General features: G+C 34.4%; 24 protein-coding genes and 1 pseudogene (1 of these 25 cut by a window edge). 13 read left to right on the forward strand and 12 right to left on the reverse strand.

Annotated elements, in window-relative coordinates; translation table 11 throughout:
• Nucleotides 1-1,380, reverse strand: the 5' portion of a protein-coding gene (locus FAF07_RS04495; RefSeq protein WP_142783979.1) for a putative porin. Its footprint begins 591 nt before the window's first position; the window shows 1,380 of its 1,971 coding nt (coding positions 1-1,380); its start codon is at nt 1,378-1,380; its stop codon lies off the left edge, out of view.
• Between the two features lie 500 nt (nt 1,381-1,880).
• Between FAF07_RS04495 and FAF07_RS04500 the strand changes: the two genes are divergently transcribed.
• The 7 genes from FAF07_RS04500 (at nt 1,881) to FAF07_RS04530 (ending at nt 11,275) form a co-directional block, all read left to right on the forward strand.
• The gene (locus tag FAF07_RS04500; RefSeq protein ID WP_142783980.1) at nt 1,881-2,480 is read left to right on the forward strand and encodes a ribonuclease HII; all 600 of its coding nucleotides are present in this window, start codon (nt 1,881-1,883) and stop codon (nt 2,478-2,480) included.
• 31 nt (nt 2,481-2,511) lie between these two features.
• On the forward strand, nt 2,512-4,944 hold the full coding sequence (locus FAF07_RS04505; protein ID WP_142783981.1) for a ribonuclease HII: 2,433 nt from the start codon (nt 2,512-2,514) through the stop codon (nt 4,942-4,944).
• A gap of 96 nt (nt 4,945-5,040) precedes the next feature.
• Nucleotides 5,041-6,579 (forward strand): OmpA family protein, encoded by a 1,539-nt coding sequence (locus FAF07_RS04510; protein ID WP_142783982.1) that lies wholly within the window; start codon nt 5,041-5,043, stop codon nt 6,577-6,579.
• A gap of 4 nt (nt 6,580-6,583) precedes the next feature.
• Nucleotides 6,584-7,264: a TapB family protein gene (locus tag FAF07_RS04515; RefSeq protein ID WP_142783983.1), complete on the forward strand. Its 681-nt coding sequence runs from the start codon at nt 6,584-6,586 to the stop codon at nt 7,262-7,264.
• A 231-nt stretch (nt 7,265-7,495) separates the two neighbouring features.
• A complete protein-coding gene (locus FAF07_RS04520; RefSeq protein ID WP_142783984.1) occupies nt 7,496-8,545 on the forward strand; it encodes a nucleoid-associated protein in 1,050 nt (349 codons plus the stop codon).
• A gap of 108 nt (nt 8,546-8,653) precedes the next feature.
• Complete coding sequence (gene ppk2, locus FAF07_RS04525; RefSeq protein WP_142783985.1) at nt 8,654-9,427, forward strand: polyphosphate kinase 2; 774 nt, start codon at nt 8,654-8,656, stop codon at nt 9,425-9,427.
• A 102-nt stretch (nt 9,428-9,529) separates the two neighbouring features.
• Nucleotides 9,530-11,275 (forward strand): FAD/NAD(P)-binding protein, encoded by a 1,746-nt coding sequence (locus FAF07_RS04530; RefSeq protein WP_142783986.1) that lies wholly within the window; start codon nt 9,530-9,532, stop codon nt 11,273-11,275.
• Nucleotides 11,276-11,294: 19 nt separating this feature from the next.
• On the opposite strand, the gene lipB is transcribed toward FAF07_RS04530, so the two are convergent.
• The 3 genes from lipB to FAF07_RS04545 all read right to left on the reverse strand — a co-directional run bounded on the left by lipB (nt 11,295) and on the right by FAF07_RS04545 (nt 13,499).
• The gene (gene lipB / locus FAF07_RS04535) at nt 11,295-11,993 is read right to left on the reverse strand and encodes a lipoyl(octanoyl) transferase LipB (RefSeq protein ID WP_142783987.1); all 699 of its coding nucleotides are present in this window, start codon (nt 11,991-11,993) and stop codon (nt 11,295-11,297) included.
• 140 nt (nt 11,994-12,133) lie between these two features.
• Complete coding sequence (locus FAF07_RS04540; protein WP_142783988.1) at nt 12,134-12,292, reverse strand: YqaE/Pmp3 family membrane protein; 159 nt, start codon at nt 12,290-12,292, stop codon at nt 12,134-12,136.
• Nucleotides 12,293-12,611: 319 nt separating this feature from the next.
• Nucleotides 12,612-13,499 (reverse strand): hypothetical protein, encoded by an 888-nt coding sequence (locus tag FAF07_RS04545; RefSeq protein ID WP_142783989.1) that lies wholly within the window; start codon nt 13,497-13,499, stop codon nt 12,612-12,614.
• A 222-nt stretch (nt 13,500-13,721) separates the two neighbouring features.
• On the opposite strand from FAF07_RS04545, the gene lysS reads away from it, so the two are divergent.
• Nucleotides 13,722-15,413 (forward strand): lysine--tRNA ligase, encoded by a 1,692-nt coding sequence (lysS, locus tag FAF07_RS04550; RefSeq protein WP_142783990.1) that lies wholly within the window; start codon nt 13,722-13,724, stop codon nt 15,411-15,413.
• 166 nt (nt 15,414-15,579) lie between these two features.
• Here lysS and FAF07_RS04555 read toward each other — a convergent pair whose 3' ends face one another.
• The 4 genes and pseudogenes from FAF07_RS04555 to FAF07_RS04570 all read right to left on the reverse strand — a co-directional run.
• A complete protein-coding gene (locus tag FAF07_RS04555) occupies nt 15,580-15,966 on the reverse strand; it encodes a hypothetical protein (protein ID WP_142783991.1) in 387 nt (128 codons plus the stop codon).
• A 146-nt stretch (nt 15,967-16,112) separates the two neighbouring features.
• Nucleotides 16,113-16,862: an alpha/beta hydrolase gene (locus tag FAF07_RS04560; protein ID WP_246067770.1), complete on the reverse strand. Its 750-nt coding sequence runs from the start codon at nt 16,860-16,862 to the stop codon at nt 16,113-16,115.
• Nucleotides 16,863-16,896: 34 nt separating this feature from the next.
• Nucleotides 16,897-17,775, reverse strand: coding sequence for an alpha/beta hydrolase (locus tag FAF07_RS04565; protein WP_142783993.1), 879 nt, complete (start codon nt 17,773-17,775; stop codon nt 16,897-16,899).
• Between the two features lie 97 nt (nt 17,776-17,872).
• Nucleotides 17,873-17,992, reverse strand: a pseudogene (locus tag FAF07_RS04570) (YiaA/YiaB family inner membrane protein); the annotation flags it as partial.
• A gap of 97 nt (nt 17,993-18,089) precedes the next feature.
• Here FAF07_RS04570 and FAF07_RS04575 point away from each other — a divergent pair.
• The 4 genes from FAF07_RS04575 (at nt 18,090) to FAF07_RS04590 (ending at nt 21,487) form a co-directional block, all read left to right on the forward strand.
• Nucleotides 18,090-19,397, forward strand: coding sequence for a metal-dependent hydrolase family protein (locus FAF07_RS04575; RefSeq protein ID WP_142783994.1), 1,308 nt, complete (start codon nt 18,090-18,092; stop codon nt 19,395-19,397).
• Between the two features lie 61 nt (nt 19,398-19,458).
• Nucleotides 19,459-19,995 carry a sigma-70 family RNA polymerase sigma factor gene (locus FAF07_RS04580; RefSeq protein WP_142783995.1) on the forward strand — a complete coding sequence of 179 codons (537 nt, stop codon included), beginning with the start codon at nt 19,459-19,461 and terminating at the stop codon, nt 19,993-19,995.
• Nucleotides 19,996-20,052: 57 nt separating this feature from the next.
• Nucleotides 20,053-20,940, forward strand: a complete 888-nt coding sequence (locus tag FAF07_RS04585; RefSeq protein WP_142783996.1) for a PhzF family phenazine biosynthesis protein — start codon at nt 20,053-20,055, stop codon at nt 20,938-20,940.
• Nucleotides 20,941-21,034: 94 nt separating this feature from the next.
• On the forward strand, nt 21,035-21,487 hold the full coding sequence (locus tag FAF07_RS04590) for a hypothetical protein (protein ID WP_142783997.1): 453 nt from the start codon (nt 21,035-21,037) through the stop codon (nt 21,485-21,487).
• Between the two features lie 79 nt (nt 21,488-21,566).
• On the opposite strand, the gene hemL is transcribed toward FAF07_RS04590, so the two are convergent.
• From hemL to FAF07_RS04610, 4 genes are read right to left on the reverse strand one after another with little or no spacing between them, the layout of a single operon-like run.
• A complete protein-coding gene (hemL, locus tag FAF07_RS04595) occupies nt 21,567-22,853 on the reverse strand; it encodes a glutamate-1-semialdehyde 2,1-aminomutase (RefSeq protein ID WP_142783998.1) in 1,287 nt (428 codons plus the stop codon).
• 10 nt (nt 22,854-22,863) lie between these two features.
• Nucleotides 22,864-23,670 (reverse strand): glucosaminidase domain-containing protein, encoded by an 807-nt coding sequence (locus FAF07_RS04600; RefSeq protein ID WP_142783999.1) that lies wholly within the window; start codon nt 23,668-23,670, stop codon nt 22,864-22,866.
• 2 nt (nt 23,671-23,672) lie between these two features.
• The gene (locus tag FAF07_RS04605; protein WP_142784000.1) at nt 23,673-24,587 is read right to left on the reverse strand and encodes a 1-aminocyclopropane-1-carboxylate deaminase/D-cysteine desulfhydrase; all 915 of its coding nucleotides are present in this window, start codon (nt 24,585-24,587) and stop codon (nt 23,673-23,675) included.
• Nucleotides 24,577-24,915, reverse strand: coding sequence for a hypothetical protein (locus tag FAF07_RS04610; protein ID WP_142784001.1), 339 nt, complete (start codon nt 24,913-24,915; stop codon nt 24,577-24,579). The genes FAF07_RS04605 and FAF07_RS04610 overlap by 11 nt, the downstream gene beginning before the upstream one ends.
• Nucleotides 24,916-24,965: 50 nt before the next feature.
• Here FAF07_RS04610 and FAF07_RS18465 point away from each other — a divergent pair, with 50 nt between their 5' ends.
• The gene (locus tag FAF07_RS18465) at nt 24,966-25,130 is read left to right on the forward strand and encodes a DUF5522 domain-containing protein (RefSeq protein WP_185956517.1); all 165 of its coding nucleotides are present in this window, start codon (nt 24,966-24,968) and stop codon (nt 25,128-25,130) included.
• The last annotated feature ends 191 nt before the right edge of the window (nt 25,131-25,321 follow it).

Genomic DNA, 25,321 nt, shown 5'->3' on the forward strand with positions numbered 1-25,321 from the left:
TGTATTATTAAAATTCGTTCTCCAGTTATAATTAATATAATCACTTTGATAAAGTTGCACATTGTAATTGGGAACGGTTGAACTGTGGTTTAATGAGGCCGAGGCTGCAATATCATCATTTAAATTAAATGAAGCTTCTGCTTTTATAAAGTTGCCATCAAACTCTCCAGAGATGTTAATACCTAATTCTCCTTCTAACTCAAAGCCTTTATACTGCTTATGGTATTTACCTCCCGCCGCATAGACATCGCCTTTTAATCTATTGGTTATAGTTTCACCATTTAACACCACCAACTTATTATACCCGTAGTTATAATTGGTATTGCTGATATTAAACTGTACATCCCCTAATATATTATTACTATAATTTAATTGAAGTTGATTATATAAATTCTCAAGCGTAACGCGGTCCCTTAAGTTTGAGGTTTTAAATGACTCGCCAAAAAAAGTGGTTTCCGAAGCGGTTTGATTATATTGATAATACTTATCTTCAAAGGATATGACATGACCAAAGCTCAGTTTGTTTCGCCAAAGCGAATCTTTCTTCTTTATTATTTTATAATTGTGTTCTAAATGAAAACGCTTTCCCCTTAGGATATTTTCGGCATTATCAAAATTCACTTCAAGGATGGAGCGATCTAGAAACTCCTCGACGCCTGATTTAAAAAATTCGACATCATCCTCTGTAAGTCCTCCATTTTCTTCATTCCAAAGATCTTGCATCACGATATGTCCACGCATATTATACCGGTCATTCTTGGTTCGGTAATTGGTTGTAAATCTGAAATTCCCTGTACTGGTAATCAAATGCTGGTATTTACCTATAGAGCGCATCCCTTTATAAGCAATCGAAAAATTGAACTGTGGTGAGGTGTTTACCGTAAAAAAAGAATCGGCTAATTGCCCTTGCTCAAAAGCTGTTTTATAAAACAACTCTGTAAGTGGGGTTGGTACTCTGTAATAGTTAATGTCTTCAATTTCCATATAATTGAAGTGTCTTGCGGTTGCCCCAAAACGTGGTATTAGCTTCGTGTTTTCAAAATCGTATGTTAATCTGTTATAAGTTTGCCCTAGATTAGAAAACGGGATTAAACCGAAATTATCTCTTCTTAAGTAATTGAATTTATATTCCTTTTGAATGGTTAAAGTGGTGTCTACGAAGGTCGTATCGTTGGCATGGGAAATTATAAGATAGTCTTGAATTTTGGCCTTAGGATTTTTGAGGTTTTTAATACTAGTACTTTTTCTTGATGTCCTACTGAGGGTATCCTTTTCAGACCTAGACACCGATGGTAATTCCTTTCTAGGAATAGGTCGGTCTTGGGCGTTTAAAACAGTACAAAAACACAAAAGAAAACAACCTAATATAAATCTCTTCATCCTAATATTCTTATTTGCTCGATTGTGTTTAAAGCGTTTTTGGTATCAAAATTATCATGCACAGAAAATTTAATCTACAAATTGTCCGATTCCATCTTCTCGGAAACAAAAGTAATTATTTGAACGTTACTAGTTCGAAAATATTTTAAATAAACAAAGCCAGCAATATCTGCTGGCTTTGTTTTAAATATTTAATCATCTTTTCTCAAAAACGATCTGTGAATATTTATTTTGAGTTAGTCAATGGCAAACATCTACATATTATCTTAATTAAACAAAAAATAAGCGTTAAAAATAGTTTTGACTAAAAAATAAGCCGTTACACAATTACGAGATGTTTAAAAAAAGTACTTATTTAATGAAATAAGGACTTAGGAATTGTATTATTTTTGAATATTCAATAATGTATAGTAAATTTTTCTTATAAAATGACATAAATCTATTATGTATGCATAATAATAACGGCTTTAAATTTTAAATTTCGCAATATTTGCATACATATGCTACTAATAAATCATTCCAATGCAAACTTTGAATGTGGTACAGACGAGGCTGGACGCGGTTGTTTGGCAGGACCTGTTACTGCCGCGGCTGTTATTTTATCTGAAAATTTTACAAACACGCTTTTGAATGATTCCAAGCAACTGAGCGAAAAAAAACGTGATATTTTACAGCCTATTATTATCGAACAGGCCCTAACATTTGGTATTGCTCATGTTTTTCAAGACACCATAGACAAGATAAACATCTTAAACGCTTCCATATTGGCAATGCATAAATCGGTTAAACAATTGAAACCTCAACCCGAATTTATTATTGTAGATGGCAATAGGTTTAAGCCTTATGGCAATATTCCTTTTGAAACCATTATTAAAGGAGATGGCAAGTATCTAAGTATAGCTGCTGCTTCGGTGCTAGCCAAGACCTATAGGGATGCTTATATGAATACCATTCACGAAGAGTACCCCATGTACAATTGGAAACAAAACAAAGGCTATCCCACCAAGGAACATCGTGCAGCTATTAAAGAATTTGGCATTACAAAATATCATAGAAAATCTTTTAGATTATTACCCGAACAACTCAAGTTAGACATTTAAGTTTTTATATTTGTAAAAACGAATTCCTTACATGAGATTTTTCTGGGTTACCCTCATATTTTTTACAGTTCTAAGCTGCTCAAACACGAAAATAAATCATTCTAATCTTATTGACTTTGTGCCCAAAGACGCGACTGTTGTATTGCGAACTTCAAATCTTGAGGGCTTAAAAAGTGCGATATCTACAAATGAATTTTTACAGAACCTTTCTAAAACAGAGACTTACAAATCTTTAGAAAGCAGCCTTTTTAGCACCTCTTATTTTAAACCGTCACATGAAGCCTTAATCTGTATCTCAGGAACTACAAATGATAGTCTACATGTCACTTTTATTTCAAAAAATGAACACCAATTATTTAATACCGATTCATTAACCAATTACCAGGAAGAAACCCTTAAGTACAAAACAAAAAAAATTACAAAATCCATTCTTAACAGTAATATATTTTATAGTACAATTATTGACAGCACCTTTATTAGTTCCTCCTCAAAAACCATTATAGATAATATGTTCGAGGGCATTTCTGAGAATTCAGAATTAGAAAAACTGTACCATACAACCAGCTTAAACAAAGGGGTATCATTCATTATTTCCAATGAAAACCCATTACTAAACTCATTTTTTATTGAGGATTCCTTAAGTTGTAAAACCCTTGCTAAATATCTAGCTGTAGATGTAGACATACAACAGAATAACATTATCGTAAACGGTATTGCGACGGCTAACGATACCACTAAATATGTTATTAGTCTTTTTAAAGGTACTGTGCCTCAAGAAAATCAAATGCATCATATTACACCATCTAATAGTGATGGTTTTATGAGTTTTACATTTGATGATTTTAAAATTTTAAAAACTAATTTGAGTGCAAATAAAACTATTGATTCGTTAGGTATAACTACATCACTTTTTGATGATGTTAATGAAATTGGTGTTATTTATGAAGACGACAATTCTGCTATTGTTTTAAATTCCATTGATATTATTGCGACGAAAGATGCACTTATTGCTGAACAAACTGTTGTAGATAGCTATAGACAAGTAGACATTTATAGTTTCAGTAATAAGGTTTTATTTAAAACTACTTTTTCACCATTAATACAATTCACAAAAGCCACCAAGTATTGTGTTTTAGATGATTTTTTTGTTTTTGCAGACTCTGTCGAAATCCTTCAAAACATCATTGCAAGCTACCAAAACAAGACCACACTAAGTGTACAGCCGTATTATCAATCGATCATGGAACAGTTAAGCAATGCCTCGTCTTTATTGGTAGTTGCAAAACCTAATATGCTTCAGGGGATCTTTAAAAAAAATGGAATAGAAAGCTCAGGTTCGAACTTAAAAAATTACAATGCTTCTGCCATTCAATTTATTTATGATACCCATTTTGCTCATGTAAATGCCGTCATTAAAAAGAACAAAAGTAGAATTAGCAGAAATTCAGTTTCTGAAACATTCAACATACAACTGGAGAATGATTTACTTAGCGATCCACAGTTTGTTACGAATCACGTCACTAAACTAAAAGATATTGTTGTTCAAGACATTAACAATACCCTATATTTAATCTCGAATACTGGGAAAATCCGTTGGAAAAAACAATTGCACGGGCCTGTTTTGGGTGACGTCTTTCAAATTGACATGTATAAAAATGGTCGATTGCAAATGGCATTTGCGACACCTAACAGGGTTTATGTCCTCGATAGAAATGGTAATTCCGTAGCACCATTTCCTAAAAAATTTAATGATGATATTACCCAACCCTTAGCTGTTTTTGATTATGACAAAAAGAGAAACTATAGGTTTTTAGTTACTCAAGGTAGAAACCTAATCATGTATAATACCCAAGCCAAAGTGGTCAGTGGTTTTACATTTAAAAAGGCTAACAAAACTATTATAAGCCAGCCAAAGCATTTTAGAATTGGTAGCAAAGACTATATCACTATTAAAACAAGTAATAAACTTTATATTTTAGATAGGCTAGGAAGAACACGAGTAAGCCCAAATAAAACAGCTTTATTTTCAACTGAGGCAGTGTTTCTCTATAGGAATAAATTCACCACAACATCTAAGGACGGGAATCTTTTCTCTGTTGACACTAAAGGGAATGTTGCTGTGCAAAATTTAAATATTTCTGAGAACCATCATCTTAAAACCACAAGCAAAACGCTAGTGATTCTCAGTGATAATACTTTAAATATTAGAGCAAAGAACGTGGAGTTAGATTATGGCAACTATGCCGAACCAAAATTATTTTATATTAAGAACAAAATATATGTTTCTATAACCGACTTACAAACTCACAAAGTCTTTCTGTACGATAGTCAAGGGCAACTACTTTCAAATTTCCCTGTATATGGTAATTCACCAATAAGTCTTGATAATATTGATAAGGATAATGCTTTGGAATTTGTTACAAAAGGAGAGCGTAATTCTATTATTCTTTATCAAGTCAACTAATTACTCCTAAATTTTTGTAAGTTGATTTTCGCAATACGCTTTTATAAGTAAAAACTAATTATTATATTTAGGCTGTTGTTAATCAAACATTTATCAATGGAATTTCCTAGAAACACCCCTAGCATACTTTTCTTTTGTGTGGTTGCATTCATGGTAATACCATCTCTTCAAGCGCAAACCAAACAACTAAAGAGACCAAAAAACAAGGTAGGCATATCTAGTGTAGACCGTTTCGTGACTGAAACTTTTGATTTATATGATAAAGTATATAGATATGATGGTTACGCAGCTGCTGGAAAACCCTTAGAAGATGAGGATATTGATGTGTTGGAAGACGCTCTAGAAGATTTATCTGGTTTAAGTGAAAGCGCTCCAGATATATTAGGCGACATAGATGGTGCTGGTGTTTTAAAACAAGGTAAAGCGACTTTACAAATTAATCGCGCCAAAAAAGCATTAAATTATAGCATAAAAACGGCTAAACAGTTGTTGCTCGGGCAAAGAGAGCATGATAAGGAAGATGATGACAAAGATGACAGTTCAACTAATGAAAACGACAATACTTCGAACAACAATAGTGAAACTGATGACATAGAAGACGATTCAAATGTTTCAGATAACCTTGAGGTGTACAGCAAATTTGATTATGTTCCTGGAGATAAGCTGTTATTTTTTGACGATTTTTCGCAAGATTTTATAGGCGATTTTCCATCTAAATGGAATACAAATGCCTCTGGAGAAGTAGTGAAAATTGGAGATAAAGGCAATTGGTTTGAACTAAAATCTGGTTATGGCGTTTATTTCATTCCCGATGTAAAAGACCTTCCAGAAGATTACACCATAGAATTTGATATCTTAACAAAAGGGATTGGAAAACAAACCTCATCAACCGCTAGACTCCACATTATTTTAAGTGATGATGCTAAATTTAAGGACGGCACTGCGCATTATGCGTTTGTTTCAATCCCAGTTGGTCAATATGGTGCATTCTCTTTAAGAGCCAAAAATTTCTTTAACCGCGGAGGGGGCGATATTAATACAGATATAAAAGCAGATATTAGAGATGAAGTGCTCAACCAGCCACATATATCAATTTCTGTAACAAAAAACAGATATCGCTTATGGATCAATGAAGTTAAGTATGTGGATATTCCTAGATTTATTGAAGAATTAAATGTGTTAAAATTTCTCAAGTTTCATATTAATAATTTTAAAGATGGCGTGGAGCACCTGTACATTACTAACCTAAAGGTGGCTAAAGGTGGTGTAGATTTAAGACGAAAGCTTTTAACTGAAGGGAAAATATCTACCAATGGTATTTTATTCGATCCAGGATCTGCTACCATAAAGGCGCAATCTTATGGTGTCATTCGCCAAATTTCGCAGGTATTGATGCAAGATGAAAGTATTAAATTAAACATTATTGGTCATACGGACGCTGATGGGAACGATGATACTAACTTAAAATTATCAAAAAGCAGAGCCCAAGCGGTTAAACAGGCTTTAATAAAAGTCTATAAAATTTCTGCAAACCGTTTACAGACTGATGGTAAAGGTGAAAACGAACCTATTTCAGATAATACTACAACCAATGGAAAAGCACAAAATAGACGTGTCGAATTTATTAAAATATAACCTCATGAAAACAAAAACTGTAATTTTAATTTGTTCCCTTTTAATAAGCTTTTCTGCAATTTCCCAAAATGGGTGTAACACCTATTATCCTTTTAAAGAAGGTGCTCAATTTGAAATAACAAGTTTTAACAAAAAAGGTAAAAAAGAAAGTGTTGTAAATTATGAGGTAACAGAAATTAATGATGGTGTAGCTACTATAAATACTATAATTTCTGATGAGAAGGGTAAAGAAATTACAACGGCCAATTATCAAGTTACTTGTGACGGTAATACGGTGTCTATAGATTTTAAATCTTTAATGAATCCTGATTTATTCAAGCAGTACAAAGATATGGAAATAGACATGTCGGGCACCAATTTAGAATTTCCAAACCATTTAGAAATTAGGCAAGCCTTAAAAGACGCTAGCCTCAAAATGGCTATTAATATGGGTGGCATGAAAATGAATATGAGCATCGATATGATTAACAGAATGGTTAATGCTAAAGAATCTATAACTACTGCCGCAGGAACTTTCGATTGTTTTGCTTTAAGTTATAATACCGAAATGAAAATGGGTTTGAAATCAACATTTAAAATTAAAGAATGGATTGCCGAAGGTGTTGGGCTAGTAAAAAATGAAACCTACAATAAAAATGATAAACTAATAGGCTATTCAGAATTAACACGTATTAGCAATAATTAAAATATAACGACAACCAAATCTCAAGTCCTCGAGTCTTAGGAGCGTCAAAGTGTAATGCTTTGGCGTTCTTTTTTTTAAATTTATGCCTGTTTAAGTCATTCTGATTTTATTTAGAATCGAAAACAAGTGCTTATATTTTTAAAAGCATTCACTTCTCGATGAAATTTTTCCTTAGAAAATCACGCGAAGTGACTTAAGATTTAATAGTATTGCAAACTCAATTATACACTTATGATTTCACGTAAAAACGCTTCCATTTCAAAATTTATAATTCATAAAGTAGGTAACAAATCCAATGATACCAAAAATGTGTTTTCAGAAAAGTTAGTCGATTTTGATGAAGCCAGTTACGATTTAATGCTACCCTTTCTTTTAAGACCATTTGGGAACGTCGTTCAAAGCTATCGGTTTAATCATCATGCTGATATTACTTTGAATGAAATCAACAGCTATTCCGCTCAAATGTTTAACGATGACGATGCCTTTATTGAGGTTTCGAAACATATGGTTACGCACTTATACGAGCAATCCACTTCGGCACAAATAAAAACGGGCGATGTGCTGGTTGTTATGTTCGAAGGCATAGAATTTAGAGATATGAGCACGAACGCCATTGGTATTTTTAAAATTGAAAGTAAAGTTAACTTCTTTCAAACCTATTTAGAAAACAATAGTTATGATGTGTTGGTCCAGAAAGGAATCAGTTCTAAAAAAGTAGATAAAGGCTGTTTAATTTTGAATCAAAGCGATGGCGAAGGCAACATTATTTTGAGTGTGGATAATAATAGTTATGATGCCCAATATTGGATTAATAAATTTCTGAATATTAAATATGCTGATGATGCCAACAATCATACCCAACAGTATATCGAATTATGTAAGGACTTCTCAACCGAAATTTTAAAAACCAGTTATGGTGCCCAAGAGCGGAATACCTTTTTGGCAAAAAGCATTGATTTTTTTAGGGAGAACGAAGTCGTAAATATAGAACGCTTTAAGGAAGACGTTTTTGAAGAAGAAAAGCATAGCCGTTTGTTTGATGATTACAAAAAGGAATTTGAAGGCGAGCAAAATATAGTCATTAGAAATCAATTTGATATTGCCGAAGCGGTTGTTACCAAGGAAAAACGAAAAATCAAGACCGACATTAAACTAGACACCAACATACAAATCAAGCTAGATATTGATGCGCCCGAGGCTTCCAGCGAATATTTAGAACGTGGTTATGATGATGAAAAGAAAATGCACTACTACAAAGTATTCTTTAATGCAGAAAATTAATTAGTCCCGGGCCTTTTCTTTTATAAAGAATCAATCAAAAAAATAAAATTATACGGGTTGTTTTTTTAGTTTTTCTTAACTTGACCTTGTTACTATAAAAGCCCGAGTATGTCTCATAAATACGATTACGATAAGGAACTTGCAAAATTACACACAGAACTCGTTCATCTTCAAGAGCACGTTAAAAAAAATGGTCTAAAAGTGGTTATTGTTTTCGAAGGTAGAGATGCCTCTGGAAAAGGGGGCACCATCAAACGTTTTACAGAGCCTTTAAACCCACGGGTTTGTAAAGTGGTGGCGTTGGGAGTTCCCACCGAAAAAGAAAAAACGCAATGGTATTTCCAAAGGTTTGCATATCATTTACCATCAGCCGGTCATATCGTGCTTTTCGACCGTAGTTGGTATAATAGAGCTGGCGTAGAAAAAGTGATGGGCTTTTGCACCGATGATGAATATCGTGAATTTTTACGCTCCTGTCCAGAATTTGAGCGTATGCTGGTACGCTCAGGTATTATTCTTTTAAAATATTGGTTTTCAGTAAGTGATGAAGAACAAGAAAAACGTTTTAAAAATCGTATTAGTAATCCATTAAAACGCTGGAAATTTAGTCCGATGGATTTAGAATCACGCTCTAGATGGTTAGAATATTCTAAAGCCAAAGATGATATGTTTGCCCATACCGACACGAAGCAAGTACCGTGGTTTGTTGTTAATTCAGATAATAAGAAAAAGGCGCGTTTAAACTGTATTAGCCATGTTCTAAGCCAGATCCCCTATGAAAAAATGGATATTAAACCTGTTGAACTCCCCGATTTACCAGATTACAACAGTTATGTGCGTCCGCCAATGAATTATCAAACCTTTATACCTGAAAAGTATTAAAGCCAATCTCAATTAACCCATATTTCAAAACTATTATTACAGTTCTGGCCTATGAATAACATCATAACTGGGATTATTATTATCATAAAGAATAAAAAATAAATGAAAGATACCAGAACTTTGGCTATTGTTGGCGCTGGACCCCGAGGCCATTATGCCTTAGAATGTTTCTTACTTGAACTGTCAAAACAAAGCATGTCAGTTCCAATGAACATTTTAATGTTCGAAGAGACCCCTCATTTAGGCTATGGCCCCGTTTACAATCTCGATCAACCAGACACCAATTGGGTAAATATTTCAGAACGGATCCTGTTTTTAGAACCACGACAGGAAATGATTTTGGACGATATCACTATCCCTGCATTTCCATCATATCACGACTGGTATCATATTAATCCTAATGAGATTTCAGAGGGTATTCCAGACAACTTCCCTCCTAGATCTAAAATTGGCACCTATTTAAAAACACGGTTCCAATCCATGCTGCAAGTGCTCTTGCAATCTAGATTGCTCACAGTCATTCAAGAAAGTCTGGAGGATATCGATATAAAATCGGGAAAACTATACCTCAGCACGAATACTGACCACACCTATCAAGTGGATGAAGTGCTATTAACCATAGGCCATCAACCCTCCAAATTATCAAAGCAAATTAAAGCGTGGCAACAACATGCTCAGAAGAGTAATAATATTGTTTATAGCTCACCTTATCCTATTCAACAGTTTTTTGAAAATGATACTATAAATAATGAAAGCGTTATTGGCATTCGTGGCTTTGGTTTAGCAATGATAGATGTTGTTAGAGGTATCTCAGAAGAATTAGGCGGAACATTTAAAGTAATAAATAAAAGTACAGCAGCTGTAGAATATCAAGCAAGCACAAAAACACCTAAATGCTTTGTGCCTTTTTCATTAGACGGTTTACCGATGTCTCCAAAACCAATAAACGCATCCATTGATGCCTGGTTTAAACCCACGACAAAGCAGCTAGACACCTTTTCAAAATGTATAAAAGATAAAGAAACGCAGAAGAGTGCTAATAGCAATGCTTTTTTAATTCAAGCTGTATCACCAATCATTGCAGACATCTACATTAATTTGGAGTTATCAATGAAGATGACTCAAAATGAACTAAAAAGTATTGTAGAACACTGGCTGCAGGATGCCAGTTTCGAACATACGTCTATAGTATCAAAAAACAAGACGCCATTAAGTACCATGAAAAATTATGTAGAGATGGCAACGGGCAATGCACCATCCTCTTTAGATTTTTGTATTGGGCAACTGTGGCGCCATTGCCAACCTATCATGTATGATGCCTTGTCTTATAACGCCTGCAAAGATGACGTTATAGCAGATATTATTGATTTGGACGAACGTTTAAAACGCTACTCTTATGGGCCACCCGTTGAAAGCCTGCAACAACTACTCGCATTAATTGAAGCAAAAGCCATGACTTTGGATGTTGTTGACGACCCCAAGATTTCTTCGGTTTCAAATGGTTGGGAATTACGAAAAGATAATAAATCTATTACCGTTAGTATTATGGTTAATTCGGTTTTAGATCCTCCAAAATTAGTAGCGGTTGATACCCCTATAATCACCAATATGCTACAACATAAATTGATTCAGCCTATTCATGATGATTTAGGAATCCTTACGGATGACAATGCTTATGTGATATCTGATAAAACACAAGACCCACTCCCTATTGCGGTATTAGGTCGTCTAGCAAAAGGGACTATTATAGGCGTTGATGCTATATTGGAATGTTTTGGCGACCGACCCAAACAATGGGCAAAAGCAGCTCTAACACGCCATTTGGAATGTGTTTCTGAGAATGAATAAAACAGTCATATTACATATCTCAGAAAAACTCAGCCTCAAAAAGAGAACCAAAATGTCTTAGTAACTTTTCTTTCACCCCCGCTTCATCAACTGTTTTTTGAGCAAGCTCAACATTTAAGGATGTCACGGCTTTGCCACGAATACCGCACGGTATAATATGATCAAAATACCCCAAATTGGCATTCACGTTAAGGGCAAAACCGTGCATGGTCACCCAACGGCTGGCACGGACGCCCATGGCACAGATTTTTCGGGCAAATGGTGTTCCTACATCCAGCCAAACCCCCGTTTCACCGGGACTTCTCTCTGCTTTTAAACCATACTCGCCAAGTGTTAAAATAATCATTTCCTCTAATAAGCGTAAGTATTTATGAATATCAGTAAAAAAAAATTCTAAGTCTAAAATAGGATAACCAACAATTTGTCCTGGACCGTGATACGTAATATCACCGCCTCGGTTAATTTTATAAAACGTCGCTCCTTTTTCGGTGAGCTGTTGTTCGTTTAAAAGCAGATTTGACAAATCGCCACTTTTACCTAAGGTATACACATGTGGATGCTCTACAAACAAAAAATAGTTTTTCGTTTCCAGTCCCGCATCTTCCCGCCTATTTTTAATCTTAGTATCTACAATGCCTTTAAATAATCGCTCTTGATAATCCCAAGTTTGTTTATAGTCTTTACAGCCTAAATCCTGCAGTTCTATTTTTTTATTCATAGGCTACAAAATTACGATATTTTAGGACATGGTTTCATGCAAAAAAATAGGAAAAAAAGTGAATGAATATATTTAGTCGAAAACCGAGACTGGCAACTGTGACCATATACTGTGACTGAGACTGCCAACTGATACTAAAACTAGCTTTTAGGATTATTAAGTATAATTAATGCCGCAATAACCCCTGGTACCCAGCCACAAAGCCATAATAAAAAGACAATAATAATAGAGCCGCAACCTTTGTCTAAAACAGCTAAAGGTGGACAAATAATAGACAGCAAAACTCTCCAGAAACCCATGTTTGATTGATTTTAATTGATGATACTAATTTGACGTAATTTTATGGGTTTTGTTACAAATAAAAAAATTCTTGAAAACAACTATCCTCATAGCAGAGCCATAGAGGTATTTCGCCGTCCCGATAATTATCGGGATCATTTTGCCTTTGAGCCCAAAAATCGAAATTTTGTATTTTACCTCACCAAGAACTGCCGAAAATGTCAGTTCTGACCTTGTACATTCCTCTCGCTACATTCGTCGGATGCAAGAGGAGAGGTAAAAAGGAAACCCCGATCCAAGGGTCGGAGAATCTTTAGATTGAATACTTTATTAAAGCACTTATTGACAAATTACTTCTAAAGTATCTTCAATATCTCCCGGCGTACTCATAATTTTCATAAAAGTACCCATTGTTAAATCTGGCCAATGCAATGCAAGTCTATATTTACCATGAAGCATGGTAGCAACTTTATCTTGCAATATTATTTCATAAGGCAAAGCAGCAACATGATCTTCACCAATAATTGGTAAAAAATAGGATTCGCCATCCTCTTTATTTAGTAATCCAACACCAAAAACGGCTACTTTAGCATTATTATAAACTAGCTTATAAACTAGTTTCGTATTTCCTTCTTTAGAATTTAAAGCATTTTCAATAGTTTTTACTCCTTCAGCAAATGTGGTAAATTCATTTAACACAACAGGATCTGTAAAATAAGGCATCGTAATTTTATAATGGTACTTTTTTAATTTATCAGCTTGTACCGTTCCTCCAAATGACACAAACTCATTTCCAACAGCAGAAAACACAGTCTTCAAATCTGCACTAAATGTTTTAAAAGCGCCACTGTATGTACTATAGCTATCCCTTAAATAGGCTCTTAAAATATAATCCGGATTTGTATAGGACATAATTACTTTATCATTTTTTTTAACTAAACCTACTTTAAAAACTGCGGCCAATGCACCCCTATCTTTAACTTTAATTGAAACATCACTTAAATCTCTTCTTGTAAATGCAATAACCTTTAAAGAACTTTTGTTTGAAGGATTATAAGTTCCTAAAACAGTAAATGAATTATCCTTTAATACAGAAATAATTTTTTCTGATAATTCCTGAATACTTTCTGTTGACTCCCCTATTTTAATATATGGAGACAATTCCTGAGCTAACACGGTAAAACTAACGGTAAAAAAAACAAGCGAACTTAATATTACATTTTTCATCTGAATGAAGTTTAAATTATATGAGTTGTATCAATTCAATAACATACTCATTATAAAAAGTAAAAATAAAAACTACATCACCTATCAACCTATGATTAATGTCATAAACGAAAACTATTTTTGCCAAATTTTTATCAGTAAATCAATAAAAACAAAGAATAATTAAAAAGAAGCTTTTCGTTTTTTTAAATAGTTTAATTTTGCGATTCAAAAAATCATCAGATGCAGCTTTCAGAGCAAGAATTAGTAAGAAGAGAAAAACTAAAAAAATTACGCGAGTTAGGAATTAACCCTTACCCTGCAGATTTATATCCAGTCACCCACAACTCTAAACAGGTGAAAACCGACTTTAAAGAGGGCAAACAGGTGGTTATTGCAGGAAGGTTGATGATGATTAAAGTGCAAGGGAAAGCAAGTTTTGCACAACTACAGGATGCTGAAGGAAAAATTCAAGTGTATTTTAATCGTGATGAAATTTGCCCAGATGAAGACAAAACCAAATACAATGACATCTTTAAGAAGTTATTGGATTTTGGTGACTTTGTAGGGATTGAAGGCGAATTGTTCACTACTCAAGTAGGTGAAAAAACGGTAAAGGTTAAAGATTTCACGCTTTTAAGCAAGGCCTTGAAACCATTACCGCTACCAAAAGAAAAAGACGGTGTCATTTATGATGCTTTCACAGACCCTGAACAACGTTACAGACAGCGTTATGCAGATTTAGTAGTAAACCCTAAGGTAAAAGATGTCTTTGTAAAGCGTACTAAATTATTTAATGCGATGCGTCAGTTTTTTAATGATGCTGGATATTTTGAAGTAGAAACTCCCGTTTTACAACCCATTCCTGGAGGTGCCGCTGCACGCCCATTTGTAACCCATCACAATGCATTAGACATTCCGTTGTATATGCGGATTGCCAACGAACTCTATTTAAAACGCTTAATTGTAGGCGGTTTTGATGGGGTTTATGAATTCTCAAAAAACTTCCGTAACGAAGGGATGGACAGAACCCACAACCCAGAGTTTACGGCTATGGAAATTTATGTAGCTTATAAAGATTACAACTGGATGATGGACTTCTGTGAGCGTCTTTTAGAGCATTGCGCTATGGCTGTAAACGGAACCACAAAAGCTACTTTTGGAATCCATGAAATAGATTTTAAAGCACCTTATGCCCGGGTAACCATGGCAGATTCCATTAAGCATTTTACTGGATTTGATATTAATGGAAAAAGTGAATTGGAAATAAGAGAAGCTGCTAAAAATATGGGTATTGAAGTTGATGATACCATGGGTAAAGGCAAACTTATCGATGAGATATTTGGCGAGAAATGTGAGGGCCATTATATTCAGCCAACCTACATTACAGATTACCCAAAAGAAATGAGTCCGCTATGTAAAGAGCACCGTGAAAATCCAGAGTTAACAGAGCGATTTGAATTGATGGTCTGTGGTAAGGAAATTGCCAATGCGTATTCTGAATTAAACGATCCAATTGATCAACGAGAACGTTTTGAACATCAAATGGAATTGGCTAAAAAAGGTGATGATGAAGCTACCGGCGTTATAGATTACGACTTTTTACGTGCTTTGGAGTATGGGATGCCGCCAACCTCTGGTATGGGGATTGGTATGGACCGATTGATTATGTTTTTAACCAACAATCAATCTATTCAAGAGGTGTTATTCTTTCCGCAAATGCGTCCAGAGAAAAAAGCGATTGCTGTGAGTGATGATGCTAAAGCCGTTTTTGAGATTATAAAAAAAGCAGACAAACTAGAACTTAATGAGTTAAAGACCGCTTCTGGTTTATCGAACAAAAAATGGGATAAGACTATTAAGGAATTGACTAAAAACAACCTTGCTAAAGTTGAAAAAACGGATGATGGTTTATTTGTCCATCTAGTTGAATAGCCATAGTGATGAGGCTGTCTAAAAAGTAATTAATTCTTGTCAAACTGTCACATTGAGCGCAGTCGAAGTTTTAATGTTTTAAAAACTAAAGCATTTCGACTGCGCTCAATGTGACATTTAAACTAAAAACTCACTTTGTTAGACAGCCTCATCATTTTACATCCGCCTATAGACTTTGATGAGAATCAAAATTTTCTGGTAAATAACATTGTGTATTAAAATTGATAGTCACCGGTTCTTCTAGTTCAACCAGTTCAATTTTACTCCAATCTAGATCGTGTTTTCCTTTTAAGGGATTAAAGTTTACGGGAAGATACTTTTTAGTATCAAAATTAATGATAACTGCCTCTTCCAATTCATAGAGTTCAATGGTGTCCCAATCTAAGTCTGTGGGCTCCGTTTGAGGGTTGGTTTCAAATAAAGATGCTCGCAATTGTACTTCTTCGTTAGTGGGTTCTTTGCAATCATTATCCAAACAGGATGATGTGTTGTTACTAAGTGTCGGTGAGCTCAAGCTGAGCAAGGTGCTAAAAATGATTGATGAATAAAGCATGATTTTAAAGTTTTATTGGTTCATATATAAATTGACGTAAATAAAACCAAACTGTTACACACCTTTAGAAATGTTTAACACTACAAATCAGTATTTTACATATATTTTAAGACATCAACATGGCTACTGTTAATTTTTTAAGACCGCTAGAGCAAGATCTCATTAATTCGGGTATGATACAAATCAAATTCTATAAGGTTATTATGATCGCCATTTTGAATGGTTACAAAAGTAGTTTTCGATAAAGATGCTGCCGTAAATAATTTTCTACCCGAAGCATAAGGGACGATGCCATCATCTGTTCCATGAAATATCGTGATGGGGCATTCCACGTCTTTTATAAACTTATACGAAGGAAACTTATATTGCAATAGTTTTTCAATGGGGAGCATTGGAAACCTATGTTTTGCAACATCGAGTATGCTATAATAAGGTGTTTCTAAAATAAGTTGTTTGGGATTGTTTTTACCCGCCACATAGGTTGCGATGCCTGTACCAAGAGAGCGCCCGTACAATGTGATGTCACTTTCATTATAATCACCTTTCAAATACTCGTAAAACAATTGGGCATCACTATAAAAGACCGCTTCACTTAGTTTACCCGAACTCTTCCCATAAGTTCTATAATCCATAATTAATAGATCATAGTTCTTTTCTACAAAATACTCCCCTATTGTACCCCATCGTTGTAAATCTCCTGCATTTCCATGAAAATATAAGATGACTCCTTTTGGGTTTTCAACTTTAAAATGGACGGCATTAAGTTTTGCTCCATCTGAAGCTATTAAATTTAATTCTTCAAAACCATAATTAAATTCATAGACATAATTTTCCTCTAAAACGGTTGGGAAAAAAAATAATTTTTCTTGTAGAAAATATAATGAAGTCCCAATCATAATATATAAACTTAGTAGAATGATACCAATTTTTTTAAGCCTTTGTTTTATTCGGTTTCGAGGTATGTTTAACATGAATACTTGTGGTTGTTAAATCTATAGGATGTGACTTGTTATGGAGTATCTCAAAAATCATTTTATGGTAGGATTCAAAATTGTTTAAATTTTTATGACCTCCACCAATAACCGTGTGCAATGTGGTTCTTTTTGGATTTACCTGAGATAATTTCACACTGGTTTTATAAGGAATCAAATTGTCATGCGTGCCATGAATGATATGAATGGGACATTGCACATATTTTAGCCACTTGTATGTTGGGAGTGGATATTTAATTAAAAGCGACAAGGGCATAAAGGGTGCGTAGCGTGCTGTAACTTTGGTTAAACTATAATATGGCGCATCTAAAACCAGCATTTTAGGATTATTCATGGAAGCCAATTTTGCCGCAAACCCTGATCCTAAAGACCGTCCGTACAAGATGATTCTGTTTTCACTTGTTCTTTCTTTTATTTTATTATAGATTTCCTGCAGATCTCTTTTTATGGCTTTTTGAGAGCGCCTACCTGTACTTTTTCCAAAGCCTCGGTAGTCTACCATTAATACGTTATAGCCATGTCGTGTAAAATCAACTGCAAATTTACCCCAACCTTTGATGCTTTTTGAATTGCCTTTAAGATATAAAACTATCCCTTTTGATTCCACTTTTGGTTTAAAAAGAAGCCCATTGATAACAGCTCCATCTCTAGTCTCTAAATTGTATTCTTTAATGTTTTGATTTTCGTAGTAAAACTGAAAATCCTTTGAAAGTTTTTCAGGCTTAAATAACATATAATCCTGCAAATAATATAGAGCAATACTAGCTGATACGTAAATTACAAGTACTATTATTGAAATATATAACCAATAAGGCATAGGTGAACATCGTTAGAATACTAATATACAATAAAAAGATTAGCGGTTTAAAAGCCAATAAGATAATGCTTTATGCTGTTTTATTAAGTGAACTATTTTATTGTTCCTCGTCCTTTAGCTCTCTATCGATATACTGGACATCCCTTATGTTTTTTTGAACAGCAATGGCAGCAAACAGGCTTAAAGAGAATGACATGCCATAAAATCCTTTTTTACTCTAAAGACAAACCATTACAGCATCCTTAAATTAATTGAATATAAATAAAATAACTATATTAGGAGGTAGTTATTTGTCCATCAATAAATTCACTCATATGATTACACGTCTTATTACTTTCTCTATCCTCATTTTCACATCTTTTACTTCTTTCAGCCAAAACACGACCATAATACATGCCGGAAAATTACTGGCTATTCCTGGTGAACCCTATCTCAATAATAAGAGTATCATTATTCAAAATGGCAAAATTACTGGTGTAAAGGATGGTTTTGTAACTGTCGAGGATATAAAAGACAAGGCTACCGATTCGGTAATTTTTATCGATTTAAAAGATAAATTCGTTATGCCTGGGTTTATCGATTTACACACCCATATTACCCACGAACGCGATCCAGGTGCAAATCCGCATGAATGGACCACATTAAATGATGAAGATTTCGCATTTAATTCTATCAAGTATTTAAACAGAACACTTATGGCTGGATTTACAACCGTTAGAAATCTAGGTTCCGATTACAACTTAATAAATGCCACAAAAAGAGCCATTGCAAAAGGTGATATTCCTGGTCCTCGCATTATTGCTGCTACCGGTGCTGTTTCTGCCACTGGTGGTCATGGCGATTTTCATGGCTACAGAACGGAGGTAATGAATGCCGTTGAAAAAAGAGTGGGTATCTGTGATGGTCCAGATGACTGCAAAAGAGCCGTAAGAGCTTTGGTAAAACAAGGTGCAGATATTATAAAAATCACAGCTACCGGAGGTGTTCTTAGCAATACCAATGCGGGTGTTGGGCAACAATTGTCTGATGCTGAATTAAAGGCCATTGTAGAAACCGCTCACAGTCTGGGACGCAAAGTGGCTGCGCATGCACATGAAGTAGATGGCATTAATGCTGCACTAAGAGCTGGTGTAAACTCTATAGAACACGGATCTTATTTAAACGACGAATCGGTAAGATTATTTAAAGAACACGATGCCTATTTAGTGCCCACATTGTTGGCAGGAGTTTCTGTATCAGAAGAACTTAAAACGAATAAAAATATTCCGCCAGCAATAGCTGAAAAAATCAGTCAAGTAGCGCCTGTAGTGGAAGCTTCTTTTAAAAGAGCTCTAAAAGGCGGTGTAAAAATTGCTTTTGGAACCGATTCTGGAGTTAGTAAACATGGCACTAATGCTAGAGAATTTGAACTGATGGTGAAATACGGCATGAGTGAAAACGAAGCCATAAAATCTGCCACTGTGACAGCGTCTGAAGTTTTAGGAATGCCTGAAACACTAGGAACTATTGAATTGAATAAATTTGCTGATATGGTTGCTGTTGACGGCAATCCACTATCAGACATCAGTATTTTAAATGCTATCCAATTCGTTATGAAAGAGGGTGTTGTTTATAAGCAATAAAAAAATGCTTTGCATCTTAATAGTCATTCAGCTATATAAGGATAAGCTAAAATCAAAAATTATGAAAAACGAGATAAATACAATCTGGATTGATTTAAATGAAGAGCTTTATAAATTCATTTTAGTCAAAATCAAGGATGAACAAATTTCAAAAGACATTCATCAAGAAGTATTCTTAAAAATGCACGCTAAAATCCATCAGTTAAAGCATACTTCGAAGCTTACTTCTTGGACTTATCAAATAACTAGAAATACCATTTTTGACTATTTCAGAAAGGTAAATTCAAAATACAAACCAATTGACAATCTTGATATCCCAGAGATAGAAAGTGAAAGTTTTCATTACTCAAACCTTACCAATTGTATTAACCAAAAAATAGAACAACTTTCTACTCAGCATAAAGAAGCCATTATCCTAACTTCATTTAAAAACTATTCACAAAAAGAACTAGCAGAACATTTAAAAATATCTTATTCTGGCACGAAATCTAGAGTTCAAAAAGCTCGAGAAATTCTGAAAGAAACCATTTTAGATTGCCCTAATGTTGAATCTGATAGCTCAGGAAAATTACTAGACTTCGAAAATAATCAAATTTAATTACGTCTTTTCGCAAACAGTTTCGTCCATTATATATAACAAACAAAAATGATTAAAATGGACAATAAAAAAAATGTTACCGTACAAATTCTTAATGCTTTTGCAGAACATGGCAAAGGGGGCAATCCAGCTGGGGTTGTTTTAAATGCAGATGATTTATCAGACAAAAATAAGCTTGATATCGCTAAAAAAGTAGGTCTATCAGAAACTGCTTTTGTTTCCAAATCTAACACCGAAGACTTTAAATTAGATTTTTTTACGCCTAATAAGCAAATAGCGCATTGCGGTCATGCAACAGTGGCAACGTTTTCATATTTAAAACAAATTGGTGCCTTGAAAAATGATTCCTCTTCTAAAGAAACCATTGATGGAAAACGAAATATAAAGTTAACAGGTGATTTAGCGTTTATGGAACAATTAGCACCAAAATACGAGGACGTAAGCCATCAGGAAGACCTAATTCTAAAATCTCTAGGATTAAATAAAAATGACTTAGCACCAAACACTCCAATACAATTAGTAAATACTGGAAATTCGTTTATTCTAGTTCCAGTTAATAACACAGCAATCTTAAAAAATATAATTCCAGATTTTAAATTGATAAGTGAAGTTAGTGAAGCGTTCGATTTAATTGGTTATTACGTATTTTCTACCGACACAGGTGACACTGAATATGACGCTACGTCAAGAATGTTTGGTCCACGTTACGGCATATTGGAAGAGTCTGGAACAGGAATGGCAGCTGGACCTCTTGCTTGTTATTTATTTGATATTTTAAAATGGAATAAAAAAAGATTTCATATTCAACAAGGCAAGTATATGGCAGAACCTTCACCAAGTGTAATAGTTGTTGATTTGCTAACGGAAAACAACCAAATAAAAGGCCTAATGGCCGGTGGCAAAGGACTACTAAAAGCACAATTAGAAATTGAAATAAACAACTAGTTTGAATGTTAATGTCGCGTTAAAAACATAAAGGACTTTAAACTATTCTAAATTTTTAAAGTCCTACATGCAAATAATCTTAACAATATTACACATGAAAAAATTAATAATGATCGCCATAGCCTTTGTAGGATTACAAACTATAGCACAACAACGACCAGAGCGCCCAAATAGAGAACGGGCTGAAAAAATGAGTAATATGTCTGCCGAAGATGCTGCAACGCTGAAGACAAAGAAGATGACTTTGCATTTGGACCTAAATGAGTCACAGCAGTCTAAAATATATAAACTCAATCTAGAAAACGTAAAAAAGCGGAAGACTTTTATGGCAGCGCGTAAAGCTAGAAAAGAAAGTGACAATGCTACAAAACCAACACAGGAGGAACGTTTGCAAATGATGAATGCTAAGTTGGATCATCAAATTGCCACAAAGCAACAAATGAAAACTATTTTAAATGAAGCTCAATATGAAAAATGGGAACGTGCACAAATGAAAATGTCACAAAAGAAAAAAGGCAAAAGACATGAAGGTCATAAAAAATCTTAATTTCAATAACTTTTTAGTTTGGTTGATTTAGTTTGATTGAAGAAAGCGCATTTCTGAATTTTAGAAATGCGCTTTTAGATTATAATTCCATCGCTACTTTATCAATAGCAGCAATCGTGAAATCTAAATCTTCATATGTCAAAGCGTCTGTAATAAACCAAGTTTCAAAAGCACTTGGAGCGATATAAACGCCTTCATCTAACAAACCGTGAAAGAATTTTTTAAAAATTTCATTATTACCTTTAGCAGCAGTTTCAATATCTACAACAGGTTCCTTATCAAAATGAACGGAAATCATAGAACCCACACGATTAATGGTGTGTGTTACACCATGACTTTCTAATGCTTTAGAAATTCCTTGGTGTAAATATTTAGTTTTATCTTCTAAACGACTAAAAATTTCTGAATTTTCATCTAATGCCTTTAACATAGCTAATCCTGCAGCCATCGCCAAGGGATTACCACTTAAAGTACCTGCCTGATAAACTGGTCCTAAAGGTGCCAAATGATCCATAATGTCATGGCGTGCGGCAAATGCCCCTACAGGCAATCCACCACCAATAACTTTACCAAAACAAACAATGTCCGCATTAACATTATAGAGCTCTTGAACCCCACCTTTTGCCAAGCGAAACCCGGTCATGACTTCATCAAAAATCAACAAAATTTCATTGGCGTAACACAATTTTCTCAGCGCTTGTAGAAATCCTTCTTTTGGTGGAATGCATCCCATATTTCCTGCAACGGGCTCGATGATAATACAAGCGATTTTATTTTTATTGGCTTCTATTAAATCTGCCACTTGATGGATATCATTATATCTTGCTAACAAGGTATCCTTAGCTGTGCCTTTGGTAACCCCGGGACTGTTTGGCGACCCGAAGGTTACTGCACCACTACCCGCTTGAATTAGAAACGAATCGCTATGCCCATGATAGCATCCAGCAAATTTTATAATTTTATCCTTCCCAGTAAAACCTCTTGCCAAACGCACCGCGCTCATACAGGCTTCTGTTCCTGAATTCACAAATCGTATTTTATCAATATTGGGAACCATTGAAACTGCCAATTCTGCAATTTGCGTTTCAATTTCGGTTGGCATTCCGAAAGAAGTGCCTTTTTTAGCTTTCTCTACCACCGCATCAACAACAGGTTGGTAAGCATGGCCCAAAATCATGGGACCCCATGAATTTATATAATCAACAAAACGATTTCCATCTTCATCATATAAATAAGCCCCTTTTGCTTCTTTTACAAAAATAGGCGTTCCACCCACGGCTTTAAACGCTCTTACAGGAGAATTAACGCCGCCAGGAATAACGCGCTCAGCTTGTGCAAATAAGGTACTACTACGTTTATAATTCATATTAAATCTATTAGTTTTTTGATGCTGGTTTTACAATTAAAGTTTGCCCAATACTTAGTGAAGAATCTCTTAAACCATTTATGTTTTGAAGTTCTTTAACGGTCATGTTGTATTTTCTGGAAATAGAATACAAGGTATCCCCCTTAACAACCGCATATGTTTCAGCGTGATTTGTTACTGGCATTTCAAATTTTGTATAGGTATCGCCAAGCACCTCTTCATCTAATTGATATAACTTATAGCGCTCAATTAATCCAATTAATTTTTGAGGATACTTTTTATCTGTAGCATAACCAGCGGCTCTTAGTCCTTTGGCCCATCCTTTATAATCTTCTTTTTTAAGTTTAAAAAGTTTTGCGTAGCGTTTTCTTTCTGATAAGAATAACGAATGATCCCTAAACGAATATTTGGCATCTTTGTATTTTCTGAAACATTCCTGTTTTGCATCATCATCATGATAGATTTTTGCACCAATCCATCCGTGACATTTAATCCCAAAATGATTGTTCGCTTTAACCGATAGCCTTCCTCTACCAGATCCAGATTCTAAAATACCTTGGGCTAAGGTGATGCTTGCCGGAATGTTATATAAAACCATTTCGCTTTGTGCAATGGCCTTATAAGTATCAATGTACTCTTCTGTTTTACTACCGTAGATTTTTTTAAGAGGTATTTTTTCTTCTTCTGAAGCGAGCTGTTTGTCTCTTTCTTCTGCTTGTTCAGTTCGTTCTTTTTCCTGTTTTGCAATCACCGCTTTTTTAGAGCGACAACTAAACAACACACAAGACAAACAAATTATAAATGCTACTCTTTTCATTTTTATATCTTAATTATTGGCAAATTTTTCTTTTTCAATTTTAAATTCATACCGGCAACACCTTGCAATCCTCCCGTATGAATGGCCAAAATGTTCGATCCCTTTGGAAAATAGCCCTTTTTAATCAAATCAAAAATCCCAAACATCATTTTACCGGTATATATAGGATCTAGTAAAATATTTTGACTTGCTTTAAACTGATTAATAAAACTGATTAATTCAGAATTTATTTTTGCATAACCACCAAAATGGTAATCTGTAATTAATTTCCAATTGTCGGTTACTGCAAATTTACTAATATCTTGTTGTAAAAAATCACCTTTTAGAGCAGGAAAACCTAAAACTTGTTGACTGGGTTTTGAACAATTAATAAGTCCCGCAATCGTTCCTCCAGTGCCAACGGCGCAACATATATAATCAAAATGCTTATCTGCTTCATTTAAAATTTCTTCACAGCCCTTTATAGCTAATTTATTTGTGCCCCCTTCTGGAATGAGGTAGAAATTACCATGGCATACTTTTAACTGATTTATAAAGTCAGCTGTCGATTTCTTCCTGTAATCAGCCCGTGATATAAACTGCAATTGCATCCCACAAGCATGAGCAAAATTTAAAGTGGGATTACTACTTATACTGGCATGTAACTCTTCTCCCCGAATATAACCTATAGTATTAAATCCGAGTTGCTTACCAGCAGATGCCACAGCCGCAACATGATTAGAATAGGCGCCACCAAAAGTCACCAGCGTTTTTAACCCCTGTTTTTCAGCTTCAATAAGGTTGTACTTAAGTTTCCTGTATTTGTTTCCTGAGACGAAAAGATGTATAGCATCTTCCCGCTTAATAAATAAATTCAAGCCGTTTGCTTCAACTAATTTTAGTTGTTGATTTATGCTATTTTGAAGACTAAAAATCATGCCTGCGAAGATACTCCAAAAAGTCCCAATTCTGTCGATGCTTTAAATAATCCAAATCATTTTCATGAGTATAAGCTTCCCTTTCAAAAGAAATATTTATGTAAGCCATATGCCAATTTTTGTATAGAGCCCATCGATATAAAAACTCTATACCATAAAAGATATAAAAAGGAAGTACTAGGAGTTCTAATTGTTGCCTTAAATGAATTTTTTCATGATTAATTAAAAATGTATTCGATTTTAAATCTTTAGATCTTAAAACAATAAATGGAAAAAGAGTGAGCCCACGATAGCCTTTTGGAATAAGAAAATTAGAGATTAAAATCATGCTCTTAGTGGTTCAAAAATCAATCCAAATTACATTATCTTTGTGATATAATGAAGAAAATAATCCCCATTGAAGCAGGTGATTTCTACCTAACACCAGAAGGATATCGTTGTTTTACCGAGCAATACCATTTAAAGCGTGGATATTGTTGCGAAAGTGGATGCAGACATTGCCCTTACGGCTATGACAAAAACACCAATTCAATAAAACGATAATTTATTTATAACGGCTTATAATTGACTGGAATACCATAATAAACAGTGAAATTGGTATGATTCTTGATGCTAATAATAACGCCAAAAGGTGTTTAGAATCAATGATATAATTTGGTTTCTAGAAGCTAGTTATAAAAACAGACCTTCTATGATTATTGAATCATTCTTAAATTTATTCACCTATAATAGTA

The sequence above is a fragment of the Changchengzhania lutea genome (genome assembly GCF_006974145.1).
GTDB classification, from domain to species: Bacteria; Bacteroidota; Bacteroidia; order Flavobacteriales; family Flavobacteriaceae; genus Changchengzhania; species Changchengzhania lutea.

Bases quoted from the DNA above. Each gene is read 5' to 3' on its own strand.
- FAF07_RS04500 (WP_142783980.1), top strand. From the start codon at position 1,881: ATGCTACTAATAAATCATTCCAATGCAAACTTTGAATGTGGTACAGAC.
- FAF07_RS04505 (WP_142783981.1), top strand. From the start codon at position 2,512: ATGAGATTTTTCTGGGTTACCCTCATATTTTTTACAGTTCTAAGCTGC.
- FAF07_RS04510 (WP_142783982.1), top strand. From the start codon at position 5,041: ATGGAATTTCCTAGAAACACCCCTAGCATACTTTTCTTTTGTGTGGTT.
- FAF07_RS04515 (WP_142783983.1), top strand. From the start codon at position 6,584: ATGAAAACAAAAACTGTAATTTTAATTTGTTCCCTTTTAATAAGCTTT.
- FAF07_RS04520 (WP_142783984.1), top strand. From the start codon at position 7,496: ATGATTTCACGTAAAAACGCTTCCATTTCAAAATTTATAATTCATAAA.
- ppk2 (WP_142783985.1), top strand. From the start codon at position 8,654: ATGTCTCATAAATACGATTACGATAAGGAACTTGCAAAATTACACACA.
- FAF07_RS04530 (WP_142783986.1), top strand. From the start codon at position 9,530: ATGAAAGATACCAGAACTTTGGCTATTGTTGGCGCTGGACCCCGAGGC.
- lipB (WP_142783987.1), bottom strand. From the start codon at position 11,993: ATGAATAAAAAAATAGAACTGCAGGATTTAGGCTGTAAAGACTATAAA.
- FAF07_RS04540 (WP_142783988.1), bottom strand. From the start codon at position 12,292: ATGGGTTTCTGGAGAGTTTTGCTGTCTATTATTTGTCCACCTTTAGCT.
- FAF07_RS04545 (WP_142783989.1), bottom strand. From the start codon at position 13,499: ATGAAAAATGTAATATTAAGTTCGCTTGTTTTTTTTACCGTTAGTTTT.
- lysS (WP_142783990.1), top strand. From the start codon at position 13,722: ATGCAGCTTTCAGAGCAAGAATTAGTAAGAAGAGAAAAACTAAAAAAA.
- FAF07_RS04555 (WP_142783991.1), bottom strand. From the start codon at position 15,966: ATGCTTTATTCATCAATCATTTTTAGCACCTTGCTCAGCTTGAGCTCA.
- FAF07_RS04560 (WP_246067770.1), bottom strand. From the start codon at position 16,862: ATGATTGGGACTTCATTATATTTTCTACAAGAAAAATTATTTTTTTTC.
- FAF07_RS04565 (WP_142783993.1), bottom strand. From the start codon at position 17,775: ATGCCTTATTGGTTATATATTTCAATAATAGTACTTGTAATTTACGTA.
- FAF07_RS04575 (WP_142783994.1), top strand. From the start codon at position 18,090: ATGATTACACGTCTTATTACTTTCTCTATCCTCATTTTCACATCTTTT.
- FAF07_RS04580 (WP_142783995.1), top strand. From the start codon at position 19,459: ATGAAAAACGAGATAAATACAATCTGGATTGATTTAAATGAAGAGCTT.
- FAF07_RS04585 (WP_142783996.1), top strand. From the start codon at position 20,053: ATGGACAATAAAAAAAATGTTACCGTACAAATTCTTAATGCTTTTGCA.
- FAF07_RS04590 (WP_142783997.1), top strand. From the start codon at position 21,035: ATGAAAAAATTAATAATGATCGCCATAGCCTTTGTAGGATTACAAACT.
- hemL (WP_142783998.1), bottom strand. From the start codon at position 22,853: ATGAATTATAAACGTAGTAGTACCTTATTTGCACAAGCTGAGCGCGTT.
- FAF07_RS04600 (WP_142783999.1), bottom strand. From the start codon at position 23,670: ATGAAAAGAGTAGCATTTATAATTTGTTTGTCTTGTGTGTTGTTTAGT.
- FAF07_RS04605 (WP_142784000.1), bottom strand. From the start codon at position 24,587: ATGATTTTTAGTCTTCAAAATAGCATAAATCAACAACTAAAATTAGTT.
- FAF07_RS04610 (WP_142784001.1), bottom strand. From the start codon at position 24,915: ATGATTTTAATCTCTAATTTTCTTATTCCAAAAGGCTATCGTGGGCTC.
- FAF07_RS18465 (WP_185956517.1), top strand. From the start codon at position 24,966: ATGAAGAAAATAATCCCCATTGAAGCAGGTGATTTCTACCTAACACCA.